Genomic DNA, 20,618 nt, shown 5'->3' with positions numbered 1-20,618 from the left:
CACCACTGTACACTTGTACAGCCATGCTGCCCGCCCTGCCCCTCAAACCCAGCCGCGCCCACCTGAGTCGCCTGATGAAAATCTGGCGCTCGGCGGGCTGGCCCAGCCACGATGCCATCGAGATTGATCTGCTGGCCGCGCAGTGGGTCACGTTGGAGCCGCAGGCCAATGGCGCGGCCCTGCTGCGCCTGAGCCCCGCCGGCATCCAGCTGCTGGCCAGCTCGCGGCAGCAAAACCAGCGCGCCGCCAGTGCCCATGATCAATTGGCCGAGCAAATGGCCCGGCGCTTGCAGCAAGACGGTCGCATCGTGTGGCACGAGCTGTCCTTGCGCGCTCAGCTAAGCCAGAAAGACGAGGCGGCGCCGAGCTCGCAACAGAGCTGGCTGACTCAGGAATCGGAAGCGCCCTACGGGATGTCCGACAGTGCGCCGGCGCAGCACTCCTGGCGCATGGCCCGGCCAGATCTTTTTTCGGTACGCAACACCTCACAGGCCAAGTATCTGCAACCCCAGGTGCATGAGATCAAGGTCAGCCGCGCCGATCTGCTCTCAGACCTGCGCCATGAAGCCAAGCGTGAGTGCTACCAATGGCTCAGCAGCGAAGTGTTCTACGTCTTTCCGGCTGACATTGCCGAACCTGAGGAGCTGCCGCCAGAGTTCGGCGTGTGGCTGCTGCACGGCGCGGGCAGCACTGGCGACACAGCAGCGGGCACGAGGCTGGAACTAGCCCGCCCGGCCCGTCCAGTGAACCGAGTGAAGCAAAACAACAGTCAAGCGCATGAGTTGCCCTTCCCCGTCTGGCTGGCCCTGGCCAAGGCAACGCCGCTGCGCCGCGATGACGCACCCGCCGCCCAAACCGAACTGGGCGCACCGGACGACAGCCCTTGAGCACGAGTAGCGAAAGCACCTGCACGGTCGCCGTGCGCAGCTTGTGCGAGTTCACCGCCAAGCGCGGCGATCTGGACCTGCGCTTCACCCCCAGCCCGACGGCGCAAGAAGGCATGGCCGGCCACGCCTTAGTAGCCGAGCGGCGCGGGACGGACTATCAAACCGAAGTGAGCCTCAGCGGCTGCCACGGCGCCTTGCAAGTGCGCGGCCGCGCCGACGGCTTTGACGCCAAACGCCAGCGCCTGGAAGAGATCAAAACCTTCAAAGGCCGGCTCGAAGCCATGCCGGCCAACCACCGCGCCCTGCATTGGGCGCAGCTGAAAATCTACGGCGCCTTGCTCTGCGCCAAGCTGGGCCTGGACGAGCTGGAACTGGCGCTGATCTATTTCGACGTCAACAAGCAGACCGAAACCGCGCTGGTCGAAACCCATAGCCGGGCCGATTTGCAGGCCTTCTTCAGCCACCACTGCGATCAGTTCCTGGCCTGGGCCGAGCAGGAGGCGCAACACCTCCGCAACCGGGATGCCGCGCTGACGGCGCTGACCTTTCCCCACGCCCAGTTCCGCAGCGGCCAGCGCGAACTGGCGGCCGAGGTCTACCGCGCCGCCGTGGCCGGCCGCTGCCTGATGGCGCAAGCGCCCACCGGCTTGGGCAAGACCTTGGCGACGCTGTTCCCGCTGCTCAAGGCCGCACCGGGCCAGCGCCTGGACAAAATCTTCTTCCTCACCGCCAAAACCTCGGGCCGCGCCTTGGCACTGGACAGCCTGGCCACCGTGCACAAGCATGCGCCGGGGCTGCCGCTGCGCAGCTTGGAACTGGTGGCCAAAGAAAAGGCATGCGAACACCCCGACAAAGCTTGCCACGGAGAGTCCTGCCCGCTGGCCGAAGGCTTTTACGAGCGCTTGCCGCAGGCCCGCCAGGCCGCCATCCAACACGGCACGCTGGACCGCGAGACCTTGCGCCGGCTCGGCCAGCAATACAGCGTCTGCCCCTACTACCTGGGCCAGGAAATGGCGCGCTGGGCCGATGTGCTGGTGGGCGACTACAACTACTACTTCGACCAAAGCGCCATGCTGCACAGCATGACCGAGGCCTACGGCTGGCGGGTCGCCGTGCTGGTGGATGAAGCCCATAACCTGGTGAGCCGGGCGCGTGCCATGTACTCGGCCAGCGCGCGGCAAGACAGCCTGACTTCGCTGCGGCACAGCGCGCCGGCTCAGCTCAAAAAGCCGCTGGACCGGCTCAAGCGTTGCTGGACCGAGCTGGGCAAAAGCCATGATCAGCCCTTTGAGCTGCAAACGCTGCTGCCGGACAAGCTGCTGCAAGCGATGCATCAGGCCGTCAGCGCCCTTGGCGAGTACTTTCAAGACCACCCCGCGCAGCAGGATGAGGCGCTGCAGCGCTTTTACTTTGAAGCCCTGCAGTTCACCCGCATGGCCGAGGCCTTTGACGCCAACTCCCTGTGCGATATCGAGCGCGAGGATCTCAGCGAGGGTCAGGCCTTGCCTGGTGGCGGGGCCGCCGCAAGTAGCTTCCGCATGGGCGGCAACAGCCGTGCCAAACCTAGGCTGAGCTTGAACCTGCGCAATGTGGTGCCCGCACCTTTTTTGCGCCAGCGTTTCTTGAGCGCACACACGGTGACGCTTTTCTCGGCCACCTTGCAGCCGGCGCAGTTCTACACCGATCTGCTGGGCTTGCCGGATGGCACGCCTTGGGTGGAGGTGGCCTCGCCTTTTCAGGCCGAGCAATTGCAAGTCCACATCGCCGGCCACATCTCCACTCGCTACCAGCACCGCCAGACCTCGTTGCGCGCCTTGGTGGATGTGATGGCGCAGGCCTACGCCGCCATGCCGGGCAACTACCTGGCCTTTTTCAGCAGCCACAGCTATCTGCAAGAAGCCCTGCAATGCTTGCAGACGCACTACCCCGATCTGCCCTGCTGGGCACAGGGGCGGCGCATGTCGGAAGCCGAGCAGCAAAGCTTTTTGGCCCGCTTCACGCCAGAGTCCTGCGGCATCGCCTTCGCGGTGTTGGGCGGCAGCTTTTCCGAGGGCATCGACTTGCCCGGCGCCCGCCTGATCGGCGCCTTCATCGCCACCCTGGGCCTGCCCCAAGTCAACCCGGTGAACGAGCAATTCAAACGCCGCTTAGATGAATTGTTATGTCAAGGCTATGACTACACCTATGTCTACCCGGGTATGCAAAAAGTGGTGCAGGCCGCCGGCCGGGTGATTCGCACGGTGCACGACCAAGGTGTGATCCATTTGCTGGATGACCGCTACTTGCGCCGCGAGGTGCAGGCTTTGCTGCCGAGTTGGTGGCAGATCACGCCAGCATGACTTTTGGCACCCGCAGCGCTCGAAAAATCGAGGCCTGAAGGCTCGCAAACCTGCATGGAAAGGCGCTGTCGCGTGCAAACACCGAGCGAAAGCGCTGCGTTCAGGCGCTAAGCTGCGAGCCCATGAAAACCCAATTCTTTGCCCCCAGCGCCATCGCCTTGGCGACCCTGAGCTTGGCCCTGGTCAGCGGCCTCAGCCAGGCTGCCGAGACCACCACCCAGAACCCCGCCACCGACATCAAGGCCGCCGAGCCTGCCGCGTCCGCAGCCAAAGCCTGGGACGTCAACAAGCCGCCCGGTGTGGCCAAGACCGTCAACATCGACACCCGCAGCGGCACTTGGATGAGCGTGGACGTCAGCCCCGACGGCAAGACCCTGGTGTTCGACCTGCTGGGCGACCTCTACAGCCTGCCCATCAGCGGCGGCGAGGCCAAGCCGTTGACGCATTCCATCGCCTGGGAACACCAGGCCCGCTTCTCACCCAATGGCAAGCAGATTGCCTTCATCAGCGATGCCGGCGGTGGCGACAACGTCTGGGTCATGAATGCCGACGGCAGCAATCCGCACGCCATCAGCAAGGAAGACTACCGCTTGCTCAACAACCCGGTCTGGCATCCGAACGGCAAATACATTGCCGCGCGCAAGCACTACACCGGCACGCGCTCGGCCGGCTCGGGCGAGATCTGGCTCTACCACGTGGATGCGCCGGCTGCGTCCAACAAGGGCGTGCAACTCAACGAGAAGCCGAACTGGCAAAAGGATCTGGGCGAGCCCGCCCTGTCGCCCGACGGCAAATACCTCTACTACTCGCACGACACGACGCCGGGCAAGACTTTTGAATACAACAAAGACAGCAATAAGGAGATCTTCAAGATCTTCCGCCAGGACCTGAGCGATGGCTCGGTGGAGGCATTTGTGCAAGGTGCTGGCGGCGCCATTCGCCCCACGCCCTCGCCGGACGGCAAGTACCTGGCCTTTGTGCGCCGCGTGCGCAACCAGAGCACCTTGTTCCTGAAAGACCTGCAGACCGGCGTGGAACGCGCCGCCTGGGGCGGGCTGGAGCGCGACCTGCAAGAGGCCTGGTCCGTGTACGGCGTCTACCCCAGCTTCGCCTGGACGCCGGACGCCAAGCAGATCGTCGTCTGGGCGCAAGGCAAGCTCTGGCGCGTCGATCCCTTCAAGGCTGTGAATGGCGAGAAGGCCGATGGCAAGCAAGCTGTCGAGATTCCCTTCCATGTGAAGGACACGCGTGAAGTGCGCGAGGCCCTGCGCTTCGCGCAAGAGGTGGCCCCGGATCAATTCGGCGTCAAGCAGCTGCGTTGGGTCAATGTGGCGCCGGACGGCAAGCGTGTGGTCTATTCCGCACTGGGCCAGCTCTATCTCAAGGATCTGCCGGAGGGCACGCCCAAGCGCATCACCGCGCAGAACGAGGCCTTCGAGTTCTTCCCCAGCTTCTCGCGCGATGGCCGCGAGCTGGTCTATGTCAGCTGGAACGACGAAAAGCTCGGCAGCGTGCGCAAGCGCGATCTGGCCAGCGGCCGCGAGACCGTGCTGACGCCGATGCCAGGCAAATACCTCGCGCCGCAGTTCTCGCCCGATGGCAAGACGGTGGTCTTCGTCAAGGAAAAAGGCGGCTACTTGACCAGCCCCTGGCATGGCCTGGAGAACGGCGTGTTCATCGTCGCCAGCGACGGCAAGAGCGCGCCCAAGCGCATCAGCAAGAGCGGCGAAACACCGCAATTCGGCGCCAGCAGCGATGCGGTGTTCATCACCCGCTCAAGCATGAGCAGCGAGGTGGATTCGCAGCAAAAGCTGATCCGCATCAACTTGGACGACCGCAGCGAAACTGAAGTGGCCAAGGGCGAGTTCGTCAGCCAGTTCAGTGTGTCGCCGGACGGTCGGTGGCTGGGCTTCGTCGAGCGCGCCCATGCATTCGTGACGCCCTTGCCCATGGTCGGCAAGTCCATCAACGTCGGCCCCAAGATGGACGGCTTGCCGGTGCGCAAGCTTGATGTCAACGCGGGCGAAATGATGCACTGGAGCGGCGACAGCCATCGCGTGCACTTTGCCTACGGCGACGAGCTGTTCACCACCGCGCTGACCGGCACTGACAAGCCGGTGGCCACCGGCCAGAAGATCGGCTTCAAGCAGCCCAGCGACAAACCCAGCGGCAGAATCGCCATCACCGGCGCCCGCATCGCCACGATGAAGGGCGACGAGGTCATCGAGCAAGGCGTGATCGTGGTGGACGGCAACCGCATCAGCGCAATCGGCACGGCGGCGCAGGTGCAAATCCCGGCAGACGCCAAGCGCGTCGACGCCAGCGGCAAAACCATCATCCCCGGCCTGATCGATGCCCACTGGCATGGCGGCATGGCCGAGAACGAGATCATCCCGCAGCAAAGCTGGATCAACTACGCCTCGCTGGCCTTTGGCATGACCACCATCCACGACCCCTCCAACCGTAACAGCGACATCTTCAGCCAGGCCGAGCTGCAACGCGCCGGCCGGGTGGTGGGGCCACGCATTTACTCGACCGGCTCCATCCTCTATGGCGCCAAGGCCGGTGTGACGGCGGTGGTGAATAACCTCGACGATGCACTGACTCATCTGAAGCGCCAGCAAGCCGCCGGCGCCATCAGCGTCAAGAGCTACCAGCAGCCGCGCCGCGAGCAACGCCAGCAAGTGATCGAGGCCGCCCGCCAGACCAGCATGATGGTGGTACCCGAAGGCGGCTCCCTGTTTCAACACAATATGGGCATGATTGTTGACGGCCACACCGGCATCGAACATGCGCTGCCGCTGGCCGAGGTTTACGACGACGTGACCCAGCTGTGGACGCAAACGCAAGTTGGCTACACCCCCACGCTCAACGTCGCTTACGGCGGCCTGGACGGTGAGCATTACTGGTACGCCCGCACGGATGTGTGGAAGCACCCCATCCTGAGCCAGTTCGTGCCGCGCACGGTGCTCGAAGCGCGCAGTGTGCGCCGTCCTACCGCGCCTGAGGAGGACTTCAACGTGCTGCGCGTGGCCAAGACCGCCACCGCCTTGCAGCGCGCCGGCGTGCGCGCCAATATCGGCGCCCACGGCCAACGTGAGGGTCTGGGCGCCCATTGGGAGATGTGGATGTTTGGCCTGGGTGGCATGAAGCCGCTGGAGGCCATTCGCACCGCCACCGCCAACCCGGCGCATTACCTGGGCTTGGACAAAGACTTGGGCTCGCTGGAAGTGGGCAAGCTGGCCGATATGGTCATCATCAGTGGCGACGTGCTGGCCGACATCCGCAACAGCGACAAGATCAGCCATGTGATGCAAAACGGCCGCATGTTTGAGGTGCCGACGATGAATGAGGTGGTGTCGCGCAGCAAGGCCCGCAAGCCCTTCTTCTTCGAAGGCAGCAACGCCAATGTGCCGATCGACGAAGAGCTGATCAGCCACGGCCATGGTCATGGCGATTGAGCAAACAAGGACGAGTATGAGCAACACCAACATCGACTTTCGCCCGGCTCAAGCCGAAGACGCGGCGGAGTGCATACGCGTTCGCGGGCTGACGCGTGAGAACGCAGCGTCAGCGGAACGGCTGGCGGAGCTGGGTGTCACCGTGGCGTCTTGGGGCGAACAAATTCGCTCGGGCCAGCTGCCAGGTCATCTGGCCTTGCACCAAGGCCAGCTGGTCGGCTACTGCTTCGGCGACGTTGGCAGCGGCGAAGTAGTGGTGCTGGCCCTCTTGCCCGAGTTTGAGGGCCTGGGCCTGGGCAAGCTGCTGCTGCACAAGGTCATGGCGGAACTGCGCAGCCATGGCCATCAGCGCCTTTTTCTGGGCTGCTCGGACGATCCCGCCTCACGCTCTTACGGCTTCTACCGCCACCTGGGCTGGCGCTCCACCGGTCAGCGTGATGGCTTGGGTGACGAGATGCTGGAGCATGTTCTGAATTGATTCCACGCACTCGTCACAGTTGGTGACGGCAAGCGCAGGGCTGCTTTCTAAGCTTCAGCCACCAAGCAATTCGCTTGATGAAGCCCAGGAGAGTTCCATGCGCAAGCAGCATTCCCTCACCATCGGCCTGCTCGCCGCTGCCGCCCTCGCGGCTTGCGGCGGCAGCGGCTCAGACGTCTCAGACCCGGTGGTGTCCGAGACGCCCGCACCGGCAGCCACGCCCGGCACATTCACCCTGGCCGGTACTGCGGCCAAGGGCGCTGCCCTGGCCGCGGCCACGGTCAAAGTCAAATGCGCCACTGGCGCTGACAAAACCGAGACCAAGGCCGACGGCAGCTACAGCCTGACACTCACCGGCGCCACCCTGCCCTGCGCCCTTGAAGTGACGGGCACCGAAGGCAGCGTCTTTCACTCGGTCGTACCGGGCAGTGGTGGCAGCGGCAGCTACACCGCCAACATCACGCCCTTGACCACCATGATGGTGGCCCAACTGGCAGGAGCTTCACCGGCCAACTACTTTGCTGACTTTGGCAGCAACACCGCAGTTAGCCCTGCCGCGGTGACTCAAGCGCTCGACTACATCAAGACGGCAGTGGCCAGCATCACCGACCTCGGCACTATGAACCCGCTCAGCGACGCGCTGGTGGTCGGCAACGCCTTGGATCAGAAGATCGACGCGGTGATGAGTGCCCTGACAAGCGCCAAGTTGACACTGCAAGACGTCACCAACAATATCGCCAGCAACCCCGCCGCCCCGGCCGTACTCACGACCCCGCTGGCGCCCGCAGCCGGCACATGCGCCTGGCTTAAGAGCGGCAAGTTCCGCATGATCAACCCGGCCGAGCCCGACCCCAAATGGCGCCACCATGTGCTGAGCATCGATGCGAAGGCCCTGCAAGCCACCGATCAAGATGGTGTCAAACTGAACTTTGAAGACAAAGGCAAATGCCTGTTTAGCGTAACCGGCAGTTCAGACGGCAGCGCCACTGGCGCCCAGGTGATGGTAGCCAGCGGCGGCGTTTTGCTTGCGCACAACCAGCCCACGGCCAATGACCCGCGATCACTCGCTGTTGGTTTGCCTGAACAGAACTTGCCACTGGCGGAGATGGCAGGCACATGGTCGATTGCGGTCTGGGACAATCAATACTCAAATGCCACCGCCAATGGCCAGGTGGCCGTGCTTGGCGAGATCGAACTCGACGCCAAAGGCGCGATCATCAGCGACAAGGACTGCATCGGCATTCAAGCCTGCACGGCTGTTGCCGGTCCCTCGGCCACATTGACCAGCAATAGCACCGGCGGCTTTGATTTGAACCAAGGCGGTAGCAAGGTTGGCCGGGCTTTCCTCTACAAGTCGCTGGGCGGCCAAGCTGTCTTCGTCTTCGTCAGCGATGAGGGAAATTGGGGCGTCGGCACCCGCAAGCAAGCGCTGCCGGCGGCCTTGCCCACCGTAGGTTCGGTGAACCACTACCGCGAAGTCAGCCTGTCGGGCAACGGCAGCATCAGCGCTTTGCGTGAAGACAGCAACACCGTCACCGCCATTGATGCCGGCAGCCGAAGCGTGTCCCGTTTGCGGGCCAGCGATCAGCGCGGCGACAGCTATGTCTACGACAAGCCCCGCGACGGTCTGCGCTATCGGGCGCCCAATAGCTGCACCTTTGCGGGCGTACCCGGCAATTGCGCCGAAGTCGTCGGCATGCCACTGCAAGGCATGGGCATCAACCTGAGCCTGTCTACGGTGCTGACACCGTCCTCAGCGTTCTTCAACGTCACGGTTGGCAAACCGGACTGATGTGGGTGCAGAGCGGCCCATTGCGCAGCTGGGCCGCTCTGTTTCAGGTCAGGTCTTGGCGCCAAGCCAAACAGCACAAGATGCCAAGCAAAGCGCCATGCAATCGCTGACCATTCGCCCACGATAAATGCCCATTCGCGCCCAGTCGGGCGGCAGCCAGACCTTGAAAACACGCAAAAACTGACGCCCGCGTCGCAAAAGCATGGCTACAATCCGCCCCGTCAGGAGAGAGCTTTCTAGCGAAAGCCGCCGAAGGCGCAGTGGCACTGGTGATCCCACGCTGCGAACGCTCAGGCAAAAGGACTGACAAAACGCTCAAAACCGGGCGTTCCTCACTGGAGAGAGATGGGTCTTTGAGCCCATCCACTGAAGGGGCAAGCTGCGGGCGATATGCCGGCGGCCAATCTCTCAAGTAAAGCGGACAGCGAGGGCATAACCCCACCCAAGATGGGTGGGCCATTTATCGCCCTCGACCGAGTACCGCACCATGTCCGCCGACCTCCTCAAGACCCCCCTGCACGCTTTGCATATCGAACTCGGCGCCAAGATGGTGCCCTTCGGTGGCTACGACATGCCCGTGCAATACCCGGCCGGCGTGATGGCCGAACACAAACACACCCGCGCAGCCGCCGGCTTGTTTGACGTCTCCCACATGGGCCAGGTGCTGCTCAAGGGCGCCAATGCCGCTGCTGCACTTGAAAGCCTGGTGCCGGTCGACGTGATCGACCTCGACCTCTTCAAGCAGCGCTACGCCCTGTTCACCAATGAGGCCGGTGGCATCCTGGACGATTTGATGATTGCCCGCCGCCCCGACGACCTGTTCGTGGTGGTCAACGCTGGCTGCAAGGTGCAAGACATCGCGCACATGCAAGCCAAGATCGGCGGCCAGTGCGAAGTGATTCCTCTGCCCGAGCAAGCCCTGCTGGCCCTGCAAGGCCCACAAGCCGTGACCGCGCTGGCACGCCTGAACCCCGAAGTGGCCAAGCTGACCTTCATGACCGGCGGCTTCTTCAATTTGGACGGCATCGACACCTTCCTGACCCGCTCGGGCTATACCGGCGAAGACGGTTTCGAAATCTCGGTGCGCGGCGACCAAGCCGAAGCCCTGGCCCGCAAGCTGCTGGCTCAGCCCGAAGTCAAGCCCATCGGCCTGGGCGCGCGCGACTCGCTGCGCCTGGAAGCCGGCCTGTGCCTGTACGGCCATGACATCAACACCGAGATCACACCGGTCGAGGCTTCGCTGACCTGGGCGATCCAGAAGGTCCGCCGCGCCGGCGGCGCGCGTGCCGGGGGTTATCCCGGCGCTGCCGTGGTCGACCAGCAACTGGCCGAAGGTGCAGCGAAGAAGCGCGTCGGCCTGGTCAGCAGCGAGCGCATGCCGGTGCGCGAAGGCGCCAAGCTGGTGGACGAAGCCGGCGTGGAAATCGGCGTGGTCACCAGCGGCACCTTGGGCCCCACCGTGGGCAAGCCGGTCGCCTTGGGCTACTTGGCCAAGAGCCACAGCGCCCTGGGCACGCAGGTCTACGCCATCGTGCGTGACAAGCGCACGCCGATGACCGTCAGCAGCACGCCCTTCACGCCCAACGGTTACTACCGCGGTTGATCGCGCTTAATCCCGGCAAAGCCCAAAGCAACGCTGTCGATTCGCTGCCCACATTTCAGCCGCCTTTTCAGCCGCGTTCAACGAGAATTCCTTTTCACAAATTAACGGAGCCAGCATGAGCAACATCAAGTACACCAACGACCACGAGTGGGTCCAGATCGAAGCCGACAACATCGTCACCGTTGGCATCACCGTGCACGCGCAAGACGCGCTGGGCGATGTGGTGTTTGTGGATCTGCCCACAGTGGGTACCACCTTCGCAGCGCACGACGTGGCCGGTGTGGTTGAGTCGGTCAAGGCCGCTGCTGACGTGTACATGCCTGTGTCGGGCGAGATCACCGAGGTCAACGAAGCCCTGCGCGACGACCCGGCTCTGGCCAACACCGACCCGCTCAAGGCCGGCTGGTTCTTCAAGGTCAAGCTCAGCAACGCTGCCGAGCTGGACGGCCTGATGGACGGCACCGCTTACGACGAATTGGTCAAGAACAGCTGATTTGACTTCTTGGCAGGCTGGCGCGCTGCCACGCAGCGCCGCCACTCGCCAGCCAAGCCTCAGCGCTCATTGTCGGCATTCGCGGCAACGCGAATACCCACCTCCCGAATGAATGGTCGGCCGCCGCCACAAGCGCGGGCCGTCCCCAAGGATTTGCCATGTTGATGTCTGCCCTGCCCACGCTCGCTTCGCTCGAGAACGCCAACGAGTTCCACGCCCGCCACATCGGCCCCGATGCCGCTGACGAAGCCGGCATGCTGTCGGTGATTGGCGCCGCATCGCGCCGCGCCCTGATCGAAGCGATCGTGCCAGACAGCATCAAACGCAGCGCCGGCATGCAATTGCCCGCCGCCTTGACCGAGGCCCAAGCCTTGGCCGACTTGAAGGCCGTGGCCAGCCAGAACAAGGTGCTGAAGAACTACATCGGCCAGGGCTATTACGACACCCTGACGCCCGGCGTCATCCTGCGCAACATCCTCGAGAACCCCGCCTGGTACACGGCCTACACGCCTTACCAAGCCGAGATCTCGCAAGGCCGCATGGAAGCGCTGGTGAACTTCCAGACCATGGTCACCGACCTGACCGGCATGGCCATCGCCAATGCCTCGATGCTGGACGAAGCCACCGCCGCCGCCGAAGCTATGACTCTGGCCGCCCGCGTGGGCAAGAGCAAGAGCCAGACCTTCTTCGTCGCCGACGATGTGCTGCCGCAGACGCTGGAAGTGATCCGCACCCGCGCCGCACCCATCGGCTTCAACGTGGTGGTGGGCCCGGCCGCTGAAGCGGGCAAGAGCGAGTGCTTCGCCGCCCTGCTGCAGTATCCTGGCGTAAACGGCGATGTGCGCAGCTTGCAAGCCGCCGCCGACGCCTTGCACGCCCAAGGCGCGCTGCTGATTGCCGCGGCCGACCTGCTGGCCCTGACCCTGATCAAGGCTCCGGCCGAAATGGGCGCGGACATCGCCATCGGCACGACCCAGCGCTTCGGCATGCCGCTGTGCAACGGTGGCCCGCACGCCGCTTACATGGCCTGCAAGGACGAGTACAAGCGCAATCTGCCCGGCCGCCTGGTCGGCGTGAGCATCGACTCTCATGGCAACCCGGCCTACCGCCTGGCCCTGCAGACCCGCGAGCAGCACATCCGCCGCGAGAAGGCCACCTCGAACATTTGTACCGCCCAGGTGCTGCCGGCCGTGGTCGCCAGCATGTACGCGGTCTATCACGGCCCGCAAGGCTTGAAGCGCATTGCTCAGCGCGTGGCTGCCTTCACCGCGCTGCTGGCCCAAGGCCTGAAGTCGCTGGGCTTTGTCATCAACAACGCCAGCGCCTTCGACACCCTGAATGTGCAGACCAATGGCAAGACCGCCGAGATTCTGGCCGCCGCCCTGGCCGCCGGCATCAATCTGCGCCGCGCCTCCGCCACCACGCTGGGCATCTCGCTGGACGAGACCACGACCCGCGCTGATGTGCAGACCCTGCTGGGCCTGTTCGCTGGCGGCAAGGCCGTGGCAGGCTTTGATGCCTTCGAGAAGGGCATCGCTTCCTTGATCCCGGCTGAGTTGCAGCGCAGCAGCGGCTATCTGAGCCACCCGGTGTTCAACCGCTATCACTCCGAAACCGAAATGCTGCGCTATCTGCGCGCCCTGTCGGACAAGGATCTGGCGCTGGACCGCAGCATGATCCCGCTGGGTTCTTGCACCATGAAGCTGAACGCCACCAGCGAGATGATCCCCATCACCTGGCCTGAGTTCGCCGCCATCCACCCCTTCGCGCCGCGCGACCAACTCAAGGGCTATGAGTTGCTGAACGAGCAGCTCACCGGCTGGCTGTGCCAGGCCACCGGCTATGCCGGCATCAGCCTGCAGCCCAATGCTGGCTCGCAAGGCGAGTACGCCGGCCTGCTGGCCATCAAGGCCTTCCACGATGCCCGCGGCGAAGGCCATCGCAAGATCTGCCTGATCCCCGAATCGGCGCACGGCACCAACCCGGCCTCCGCCCAGATGGTGGGCATGAGCGTGGTTGTGACCAAGTGCGACAAGGAAGGCAATATCGACTTGGCCGACCTGAAGGCCAAGTGCGAACTGCACAGCGCCAATCTGGCCGCCATCATGATCACCTACCCCTCGACATACGGCGTCTTCGACACCCAGGTCAAGGAGATCTGCGCCCTGGTCAAGAGCCATGGCGGCCGTGTCTATGTGGACGGCGCGAACATGAATGCACTGGTGGGCGTGGCCGCACCGGGCGAGTTCGGTGGCGATGTGTCGCACCTGAACTTGCACAAGACCTTCTGCATCCCGCACGGCGGTGGTGGCCCGGGCGTTGGCCCGGTTTGCGTGGTGGCCGATCTGGTGCCCTACCTGCCGGCGCACCGCTCGGCTGGCTACGAGAGCGCCACAGCCATTGGTGCCGTGTCCGCCGCGCCGTTGGGCAATGCGGCCGTGCTGCCAATCAGCTGGATGTATGTGCGCATGATGGGCCCGGACGGCCTGCAAGCCGCGACCGAAGTGGCGATTCTGTCCGCCAACTACGTGGCCGCCCGCCTGGCCGATGCCTACGACATTCACTTCAGCGGCAATATCGCTGGCGTGAAGGGCGGCGGCGTGGCGCATGAGTGCATCTTGGACATCCGCCCGCTGAAGGACGCCACCGGCGTCGGCGCCGAAGACGTGGCCAAGCGCCTGATCGACTACGGCTTCCACGCCCCCACCCTGTCCTTCCCGGTGGCCGGCACGCTGATGGTGGAGCCCACCGAGAGCGAATCCAAGTTCGAGCTAGACCGCTTCTGCGACGCCATGCTGGCCATCCGCGCCGAGATCGACCAAGTCGCCAAGGGCAACTGGACGGCCACCGACAACCCACTGGTCAATGCCCCGCACACCGCCGAAAGCCTGCTGGCTGCCGAGTGGACGCATGGCTACAGCCGCGAAGTGGCCGCCTATCCGGTGGCCAGCCTGCGCCGCCAAAAGTACTGGGTGCCGGTGGGTCGCGTGGACAACGTCTACGGTGACCGCAATCTGGTCTGCTCTTGCCCTCCGATGAGCGACTACGAGTAAATCGCTGAGCAGGCTTGAGTTCAAGCACTGCGCATTTTTTGCTCATTGACTAGCCGGCCGCGCCCTGTGTGATCCACTGCGCCGCCGGCTTTTTTTGAACCTCACACATCCATCCGAGGAGGCCTCATGGCCGTTTCAGTTTTCGACCTGTTCAAGATCGGCATCGGCCCGTCCAGCTCCCATACCGTGGGCCCGATGCGCGCCGCTCGCCTGTTCTCGCTGCGCCTGAAGGCGGATGGCCTGCTGGCCCAAACCCACCGCGTGGTGTCGCAAATGTATGGCTCGCTGGGTGCCACCGGCAAAGGCCACGGCACCGACAAGGCCGTGCTGCTGGGCCTGGCTGGCCACGAGCCCGACACCGTGGATGTGGAGCAAGTACCCGCGCTGCTGGAGGCGATTCGCGCGGGTAGCCGCATCAAGCTGCTGGGCGAGCATGAGATCGCCTTCAACGAGGCCAAGGATCTGGTGATGTTTCGCCGCCAAAGCCTGCCCTTCCACGCCAACGGCATGCGCTTCATCGCCTTCGATGAGTTGGATCAACAAATTGCCGAGCGCACCTACTACTCGGTGGGTGGCGGCTTTGTGGTCAGCGACGAAATCGCGGCCGACGGCAGCAAGCAAAAAGTTATCGCCCCCGATGCCACCGTGCTGCCCTACCCCTTCAAGAGCGGCGACGATTTGCTGCAGATCTGCAAGACCCACGGCATCAGCATCGCCGAGATCATGCGCCGCAATGAACGCCACTGGCGCAGCGACGAAGAAACCCGCACCGGCCTGCTGAAGATCTGGCAGGTGATGCAGGACTGCGTGACGCGCGGCTGCAAGACCGAGGGCATCTTGCCCGGCGGCTTCAAGGTCAAACGCCGCGCCGCCCAATTGCACGCCGACCTGACCCGCAATCCCGAGGCGGCCCTGCGCGACCCGCTGCAGGTGATGGACTGGGTCAACCTCTACGCCCTGGCGGTGAATGAAGAAAACGCCGCGGGAGGCCGTGTGGTCACAGCGCCCACCAACGGCGCCGCCGGCATCATTCCGGCCGTGCTGCATTACTACACCCGCTTCGTCCACCATGCCAGCGATGAGGGGGTGATCGATTTCTTGCTGACCGCCGCGGCCATCGGCATCCTTTACAAAGAAAACGCCTCCATCTCGGGCGCCGAAGTGGGCTGCCAAGGCGAGGTGGGCGTGGCTTGCTCGATGGCGGCTGGCGCGCTCTGCCAGGTGATGGGTGGCACGCCCGAGCAAGTGGAAAACGCTGCCGAGATCGGCATGGAGCATCACCTCGGCCTGACCTGCGACCCCGTTGGCGGCCTGGTGCAAATCCCCTGCATCGAGCGCAATGCGATTGCCTCGGTGAAGGCCATCAACGCCGCCCGCATGGCTTTGCGCGGCGACGGCACCCATTTCGTGAGCCTGGACAAGGTCATCAAAACCATGCGCGACACCGGCGCCGACATGATGACCAAGTACAAGGAAACGGCCCGCGGCGGGCTGGCGGTGAATATCGTTGAGTGCTGATGGCGGCCGCTTGTTTGGCGCACGCTGAGGGCGACTGAACCTATGACCGCGAATGCAATGAAGGCCTAGCGCCCCATGGGCGCTTGATCGTTCGGCAACCAGCGCTTGTAGATGGCAGCAAAGCTGCCGTCCCGCTTCATGGCCTCAAGCTGTTGGGCCCAGGCCTTCACCAAAGCATCAGGGGTGTCTTTGGAGAAGGCGATATAGCCTTGCGAACTGGCATAGGTGTAGACCGCTTCCAGCGAACTTTCGGGCAGACCCGCCTGCGCCATGATGCCCGGCATGGACTGTCGCTCGGTGGCGAATAGCGGCGCGCGCTTGGCCAGCAGCATGCGCAGCGCAGTGACGGGGTCGCTGACCGGCACCAAATTCTTGAAGCCGAGGGTTGTTAGCTCTTCGGCGGTGAACCAATCCCGCACCACCAGCACCGATTCGAAACGCTTGGCATCCTCCAAGCTTCGCAAACGCAAGCCCCCTTGGGCAGGCGCGTAGATCGCGCTGTAAAAGGTCACCACCGGCCCTACCCACTTGAAGAGTGGCTCCCTCACCGGCGTACGCGCCATGGTGAACAAGGCGATCTGGCCCGGCCCTTGAACCTCTCGGTAGGCACGGCTCCAGGGCATGAACTCGATGGTCTGTTGCTGCTGCCCAAGCCGACGTTGAATCTCTTCGACCAGTTCGACGGCCAAGCCTTTGGAAACGCCGTTTTGGGTGAAGGTAATGGGGGGAAACTCCTCGCTCAGCAGCCTCAAGGTCGCCGCTTGGGACGCAGCTTGGGGCGCGGCTTGGGCCGAAGCACTCAGGCCAAGCCCAAAGCAAAACAACAAGGAAAGCAAGCGCATGAAACACCCGGGAAGCAGTCGCGGGCATCTTAGGTCGATTCAATAACCATGGGCTGGAGGCGGGACAAGGCAAAGTTCGGGCCATTGCCAAATTCGCCGCAATACCCCGCAATTCGTTCGCCACTTCCTGAACTCATCGCCCAAGCAAGCCGAAGCTGCTTGCCTGCTTGAGTGCGCGAATGCCCGGCCACTAGGGAGTTGCCCTGAACGACCCGCCAGGCCGATCGCCAAGCCTTAGCATGCGGCTTCGCAGACATTGGCCGTCGTAGGCAAGTGGCCAATGCCTGCAGCTACAGGACTTGAAAGGACGCCGAAATGCTCAAGAAAATTGGCCTCGCCCTCGTGGCATTGATCGCCGGCCTGCTGGTGTTCACCCTCACCCGGCCCGATGACTTTCGTGTGCAGCGGGAGATCGTGATCCAGGCGCCGCCGGAGAAGCTCATGCCCTTGCTGACCGACTTCCAAAAATTCGGACTCTGGTCACCCTGGGAGCATCTGGACCTCGCCATGCAGCGTGATTTCAGCGGTCCGGCCAGTGGCGTCGGCGCGGTTTATGCCTGGAAGGGTAATGACGAAGTCGGCAAGGGCCGGATGGAAATCCTCTCGGCCAGCGCCGACAAGGTGGTCGTCAAGCTCGATTTCTTAAGCCCTTTCGAGGCCCACAACACGGCTGAGTACACCCTCAGCCGCCAGGGCGAGGCCACCAAGATGAGCTGGGCCATGTACGGCCCGGCCAATTTCGTGACCAAGCTGATGGGCGTCTTCGTCAGCATGGACGCGATGGTGGGCAAGGACTTCGAGAGAGGTCTCAAGCAGATTAAGGAAGTCGCGGAGAAGCCCTGAGGTCACAAGAAAAAAGCCCTGCGGTCGGGAGGCCGCAGGGCTTGGCTTGGCTTGACTTAGGCGCCGTCTTTACTTAGCACCCTTGGCCACGAGTCCGTGCTCAAGACCCGCCGCCACATTCGTTTCCGGCGCTGGCGTTGGTGCTGCCTTAGGCTTGCGCTCCCGCACCAGATAGGAATACAGCACCGGCACCACCACCAAGGTCAGCAGGGTCGAGGTGATGACACCGCCGATGATGGCTCGGCCCATGGGCGCCTGGATCTCGCCACCGTCGTTGAGCGCAATCGCCATGGGCAGCATGCCGAAGACCATGGCCGCCGTGGTCATGATGATGGGGCGCATACGGATCAAGCCGGCTTGCAGCAAGGCGTCCGGAATGCTGGCGCCGCCCTTGCGTGCCTGGTTGGCAAAGTCCACCAACAAGATCGCGTTCTTGGTCACCAAGCCCATCAGCATCACCAGGCCGATCATGGAGAACACATTGAGCGTGCTGTTCCACAGCAGCAAGGCCAGCATCACGCCAATCAAGGCCAGGGGCAGTGAGGCCATGATGGCTAGGGGCTGCACAAAGCTGCCGAACTGGCTGGCCAGCACGATGTAGATGAAGATCACCGCCAGGCCCATGGCCGCCAACAAGCCGTTGAAGGCCTCGGCCTGCTGCTTGCCCGCACCGTCCACATTGAAGCTGATGCCCGGGGGCAGTTCGGTGGCCTTGATGAGCTTTTGCACATCGGCATTCACATCACCCGAAGGCCGCCCTTCCACGCCGGCAAACACCGCCTCGCGGCGCTGCAGGTTCTGGCGGCGGATCACCTCGGGGTTGAACACGCTCTCGATCGTGGCTACTTGGTCCAGCGCGATGGGCGAGCCGTCTTTGGCGAAGGCCACCGGCAGCTTGCTCATTTGCTCAATGCGCTGGCGTTGCTCCACCGGCAAGCGCAGCAGCACTTCGACCTGGTTGCCGTCCGGCGTGGTCCAGTAAGTGGCGACCTCACCGTTGACGTAAGCCCGCAGCGATGCGGCGATCTGCGGCGCGGTCAGGCCCAACTCGCGGATGGCGGAGTCCTTCAGCCGCACGGCGTAAGCCGGCAGGCCGGGTTTGACCGTCAGGTCCACATCCACCGTGCCAGGAATCTTCTTCAGCTTTTCTGCGAACTCTTGCGCCACACGGGTCAGGACCACGGGGTCGCTGCCCAAAATGGTGACCCAGACCGGGCGGTTAAAGCCCACGCTGGTTTCGATGCCGGGGATCTTGGCGATGTCGGCGCGGATGGCGTCCTCGATCTGCTTTTGCGTGCGCTTGCGCTCTTTGCGCGGCGTCAGCGCAATATTGAGCGAAGCTTGGTTGCGACCCGTGGCCATGCCCTCCCCGGTGCTGCCCACCACGGTGGAGAGCATGCGGATCTCGGGGTACTTGCTCAGCACCTCTTCCACCTGCGCCACCTTGGCATTGGAGCGCTCCAGGCTGGAGGCCACCGGCATGCGCAGCGTCACCTGGGTGAAGCCCTGATCGGTTTGCGGCGCAAACTCGCTGCCCACCAGGGGCACCAGGCCCAGCGCCACCACAAAGCTCATGACACCGGCCCACAACACCACACCGCGCGGGGTCAGCGTGGCCAGGCGCAAGCGCCGTGGCAAGGATTTGTCGCGCTGGCCTTGGGCGTCAAAAGGACGCGCAAACACAGGGACCGGCGGCACGAAGACCCGGTAGCGGCGGCCCGAGAAAGCCCAGCGCAGCAGGTTCTCGTAGGTGCTGTGCAGCTTGTCCATGCCTTTGTCGGTGGCGCGAATCATGGCGCCCAGCACCGGCACACGTTGCAGCTGCGCGCTCGGTGGATCCTTCCAGATCGAGGACAGCATGGGGTCCAGGGTGAAGCTAACGAACAAGCTCACCAGCACAGCCACCGCCACCGTGATGCCGAAGGGGTAGAAGAACTTGCCGATGATGCCGCCCATGAAGGCCACGGGCACGAACACCGCGCAAATCGCGAAGGTGGTGGCCATCACGGCCAGGCCAATCTCGTTGGTGCCGTCGAAGGCCGCTTGGCGGTGGCTCTTGCCCAGGCCCACATGGCGGACGATGTTCTCGCGCACCACGATGGCGTCGTCAATCAACAAGCCAATGCACAAGCTCAAGGCCATCATGGTCATGAAGTTGAGCGTGAAGCCAAAAGCATGCACGGCGATGAAGCTGGAGATCACCGAGATCGGCAAGGTCAGCCCTGTGATGATGGTGGAGCGCCAGCTGTGCAGGAACAAGAACACGATGGCCACGGTCAGCAGCGCGCCTTCAATCAGCGTGTGCTGCAGGCCGTCGAGCGAGCTCTTGACGAAGTCGGAGTTGGCGTAAATCAGTTCCAGCTGCACATCGCTCGGCAGGGTCTTCTTCAGCTCCGCCATCGCTTCCTTGACCGCCTCGCCGCTCTTCACCACATTGGCGTCTTGCTGCTTGAAGACATTGAAGGTCACGGCTTGCGCGCCGTTGATGCGGGCAATGCTGTCGGGTTCACGCTCGCGCTCCACCAACTGGCCCAGGTCGCCCAGGGTCAGCACCAGGTTGCCACGACGTGCCACCACGATATTGGCGAACTGCTTGGGGTCTTTGACGCGGCCCTCCACGCGCAAAATCGCATCCGCATTGCGGTCGGACAACAAGCCCACCGGCTGATCGGCATTGGCTTCTTTCAGCGCTGCGGAGATCTCCGCCGGCGTCACGCCATAAGCGCGCAGGCGCAGCGGGTCGAGGTCGATGCGCACCTCGCGGCTGACCATGCCGCCCACATCCACGCGGGCCACACCCTCGACGCGCGAGAGCCGCTTGGCCACGATCAGCTCACTCATCATCGAGAGCTCGCGGGCCGGGCGGGTCTTGCTCATCAAGGCCAGCACGACGACGGGCTGGGCGTTGTCCATCTGCTCGCGCGAGACGGCTGCCGGCTTGACGTCTTTGGGGAATACCGACTGCACGGCGGCGACGCGGTCGCGCACCTCCTGCATGGCGCGGTTCATATCGGCGTTGAGGCCGAACTCCACTTGCGCTTGCACGCGGCCTTCATAGCTGCGCGACATCACGCGTTCGACGCCGGCCACGGTGTTGAGCGCTTCTTCCAGTGGCTTGGCCACTTCGCGTTCCACCGCCTCGGGCGAGGCACCGGGGTAGCGCACGTCCACCGAGGCCACCGGGATGGAAATATCCGGCATGTTTTCCACGCCCAGCTTGGCGTAGGAAAACAGGCCCAGCACACACAAGGCCACCATCACCATGGTGGCGAAGACCGGGTTTTGAATCGAAATGCGGGTCATCCACAT

General features: G+C 63.7%; 12 protein-coding genes and 2 riboswitches. Of the genes, 10 read left to right on the top strand and 2 right to left on the bottom strand.

Annotation, left to right across the window (positions count from 1 at the left end):
- Nucleotides 1-23 precede the first annotated feature (23 nt).
- The 9 genes from AT984_RS07880 to AT984_RS07840 all read left to right on the top strand — a co-directional run bounded on the left by AT984_RS07880 (nucleotide 24) and on the right by AT984_RS07840 (nucleotide 15,624).
- Entirely contained in the window at nucleotides 24-887 is an 864-nt protein-coding gene (locus AT984_RS07880; protein WP_058719627.1) for a hypothetical protein, read from the top strand.
- Nucleotides 884-3,226: an ATP-dependent DNA helicase gene (locus AT984_RS07875; protein ID WP_058719626.1), complete on the top strand. Its 2,343-nt coding sequence runs from the start codon at nucleotides 884-886 to the stop codon at nucleotides 3,224-3,226. Before AT984_RS07880 ends, AT984_RS07875 begins: the two co-directional genes overlap by 4 nt.
- A 122-nt stretch (nucleotides 3,227-3,348) precedes the next feature.
- Entirely contained in the window at nucleotides 3,349-6,687 is a 3,339-nt protein-coding gene (locus tag AT984_RS07870) for an amidohydrolase family protein (protein WP_082679856.1), read from the top strand.
- 16 nt (nucleotides 6,688-6,703) lie between these two features.
- Entirely contained in the window at nucleotides 6,704-7,165 is a 462-nt protein-coding gene (locus AT984_RS07865) for a GNAT family N-acetyltransferase (protein WP_058719625.1), read from the top strand.
- Nucleotides 7,166-7,262: 97 nt separating this feature from the next.
- Nucleotides 7,263-8,957 carry a hypothetical protein gene (locus AT984_RS07860; protein ID WP_058719624.1) on the top strand — a complete coding sequence of 565 codons (1,695 nt, stop codon included), beginning with the start codon at nucleotides 7,263-7,265 and terminating at the stop codon, nucleotides 8,955-8,957.
- A gap of 212 nt (nucleotides 8,958-9,169) precedes the next feature.
- A riboswitch (glycine riboswitch) is annotated at nucleotides 9,170-9,273 on the top strand.
- Nucleotides 9,274-9,282: 9 nt separating this feature from the next.
- Nucleotides 9,283-9,392, top strand: a riboswitch (glycine riboswitch).
- A gap of 52 nt (nucleotides 9,393-9,444) precedes the next feature.
- Nucleotides 9,445-10,560, top strand: a complete 1,116-nt coding sequence (gcvT, locus tag AT984_RS07855) for a glycine cleavage system aminomethyltransferase GcvT (RefSeq protein ID WP_058719623.1) — start codon at nucleotides 9,445-9,447, stop codon at nucleotides 10,558-10,560.
- Between the two features lie 115 nt (nucleotides 10,561-10,675).
- Complete coding sequence (gene gcvH, locus AT984_RS07850) at nucleotides 10,676-11,053, top strand: glycine cleavage system protein GcvH (protein ID WP_058719622.1); 378 nt, start codon at nucleotides 10,676-10,678, stop codon at nucleotides 11,051-11,053.
- A gap of 158 nt (nucleotides 11,054-11,211) precedes the next feature.
- On the top strand, nucleotides 11,212-14,106 hold the full coding sequence (gene gcvP, locus AT984_RS07845) for an aminomethyl-transferring glycine dehydrogenase (RefSeq protein WP_058719621.1): 2,895 nt from the start codon (nucleotides 11,212-11,214) through the stop codon (nucleotides 14,104-14,106).
- A 126-nt stretch (nucleotides 14,107-14,232) separates the two neighbouring features.
- Nucleotides 14,233-15,624, top strand: coding sequence for an L-serine ammonia-lyase (locus tag AT984_RS07840; RefSeq protein ID WP_058719620.1), 1,392 nt, complete (start codon nucleotides 14,233-14,235; stop codon nucleotides 15,622-15,624).
- A gap of 65 nt (nucleotides 15,625-15,689) precedes the next feature.
- Here AT984_RS07840 and AT984_RS07835 read toward each other — a convergent pair whose 3' ends face one another.
- Nucleotides 15,690-16,466 carry a substrate-binding periplasmic protein gene (locus AT984_RS07835; protein WP_058719619.1) on the bottom strand — a complete coding sequence of 259 codons (777 nt, stop codon included), beginning with the start codon at nucleotides 16,464-16,466 and terminating at the stop codon, nucleotides 15,690-15,692.
- A 315-nt stretch (nucleotides 16,467-16,781) separates the two neighbouring features.
- Between AT984_RS07835 and AT984_RS07830 the strand changes: the two genes are divergently transcribed.
- Nucleotides 16,782-17,309 carry an SRPBCC family protein gene (locus AT984_RS07830; protein ID WP_058719618.1) on the top strand — a complete coding sequence of 176 codons (528 nt, stop codon included), beginning with the start codon at nucleotides 16,782-16,784 and terminating at the stop codon, nucleotides 17,307-17,309.
- Nucleotides 17,310-17,378: 69 nt separating this feature from the next.
- On the opposite strand, the gene AT984_RS07825 is transcribed toward AT984_RS07830, so the two are convergent.
- Nucleotides 17,379-20,618 (bottom strand): efflux RND transporter permease subunit, encoded by a 3,240-nt coding sequence (locus AT984_RS07825; RefSeq protein WP_058719617.1) that lies wholly within the window; start codon nucleotides 20,616-20,618, stop codon nucleotides 17,379-17,381.

Source organism: Paucibacter sp. KCTC 42545 (genome assembly GCF_001477625.1).
Taxonomy (GTDB): domain Bacteria; phylum Pseudomonadota; class Gammaproteobacteria; order Burkholderiales; family Burkholderiaceae_C; genus Paucibacter_A.
The sequence above is the reverse complement of the archived record's forward strand: the minus strand, read 5'-3'. Positions and strand labels throughout refer to the sequence as shown.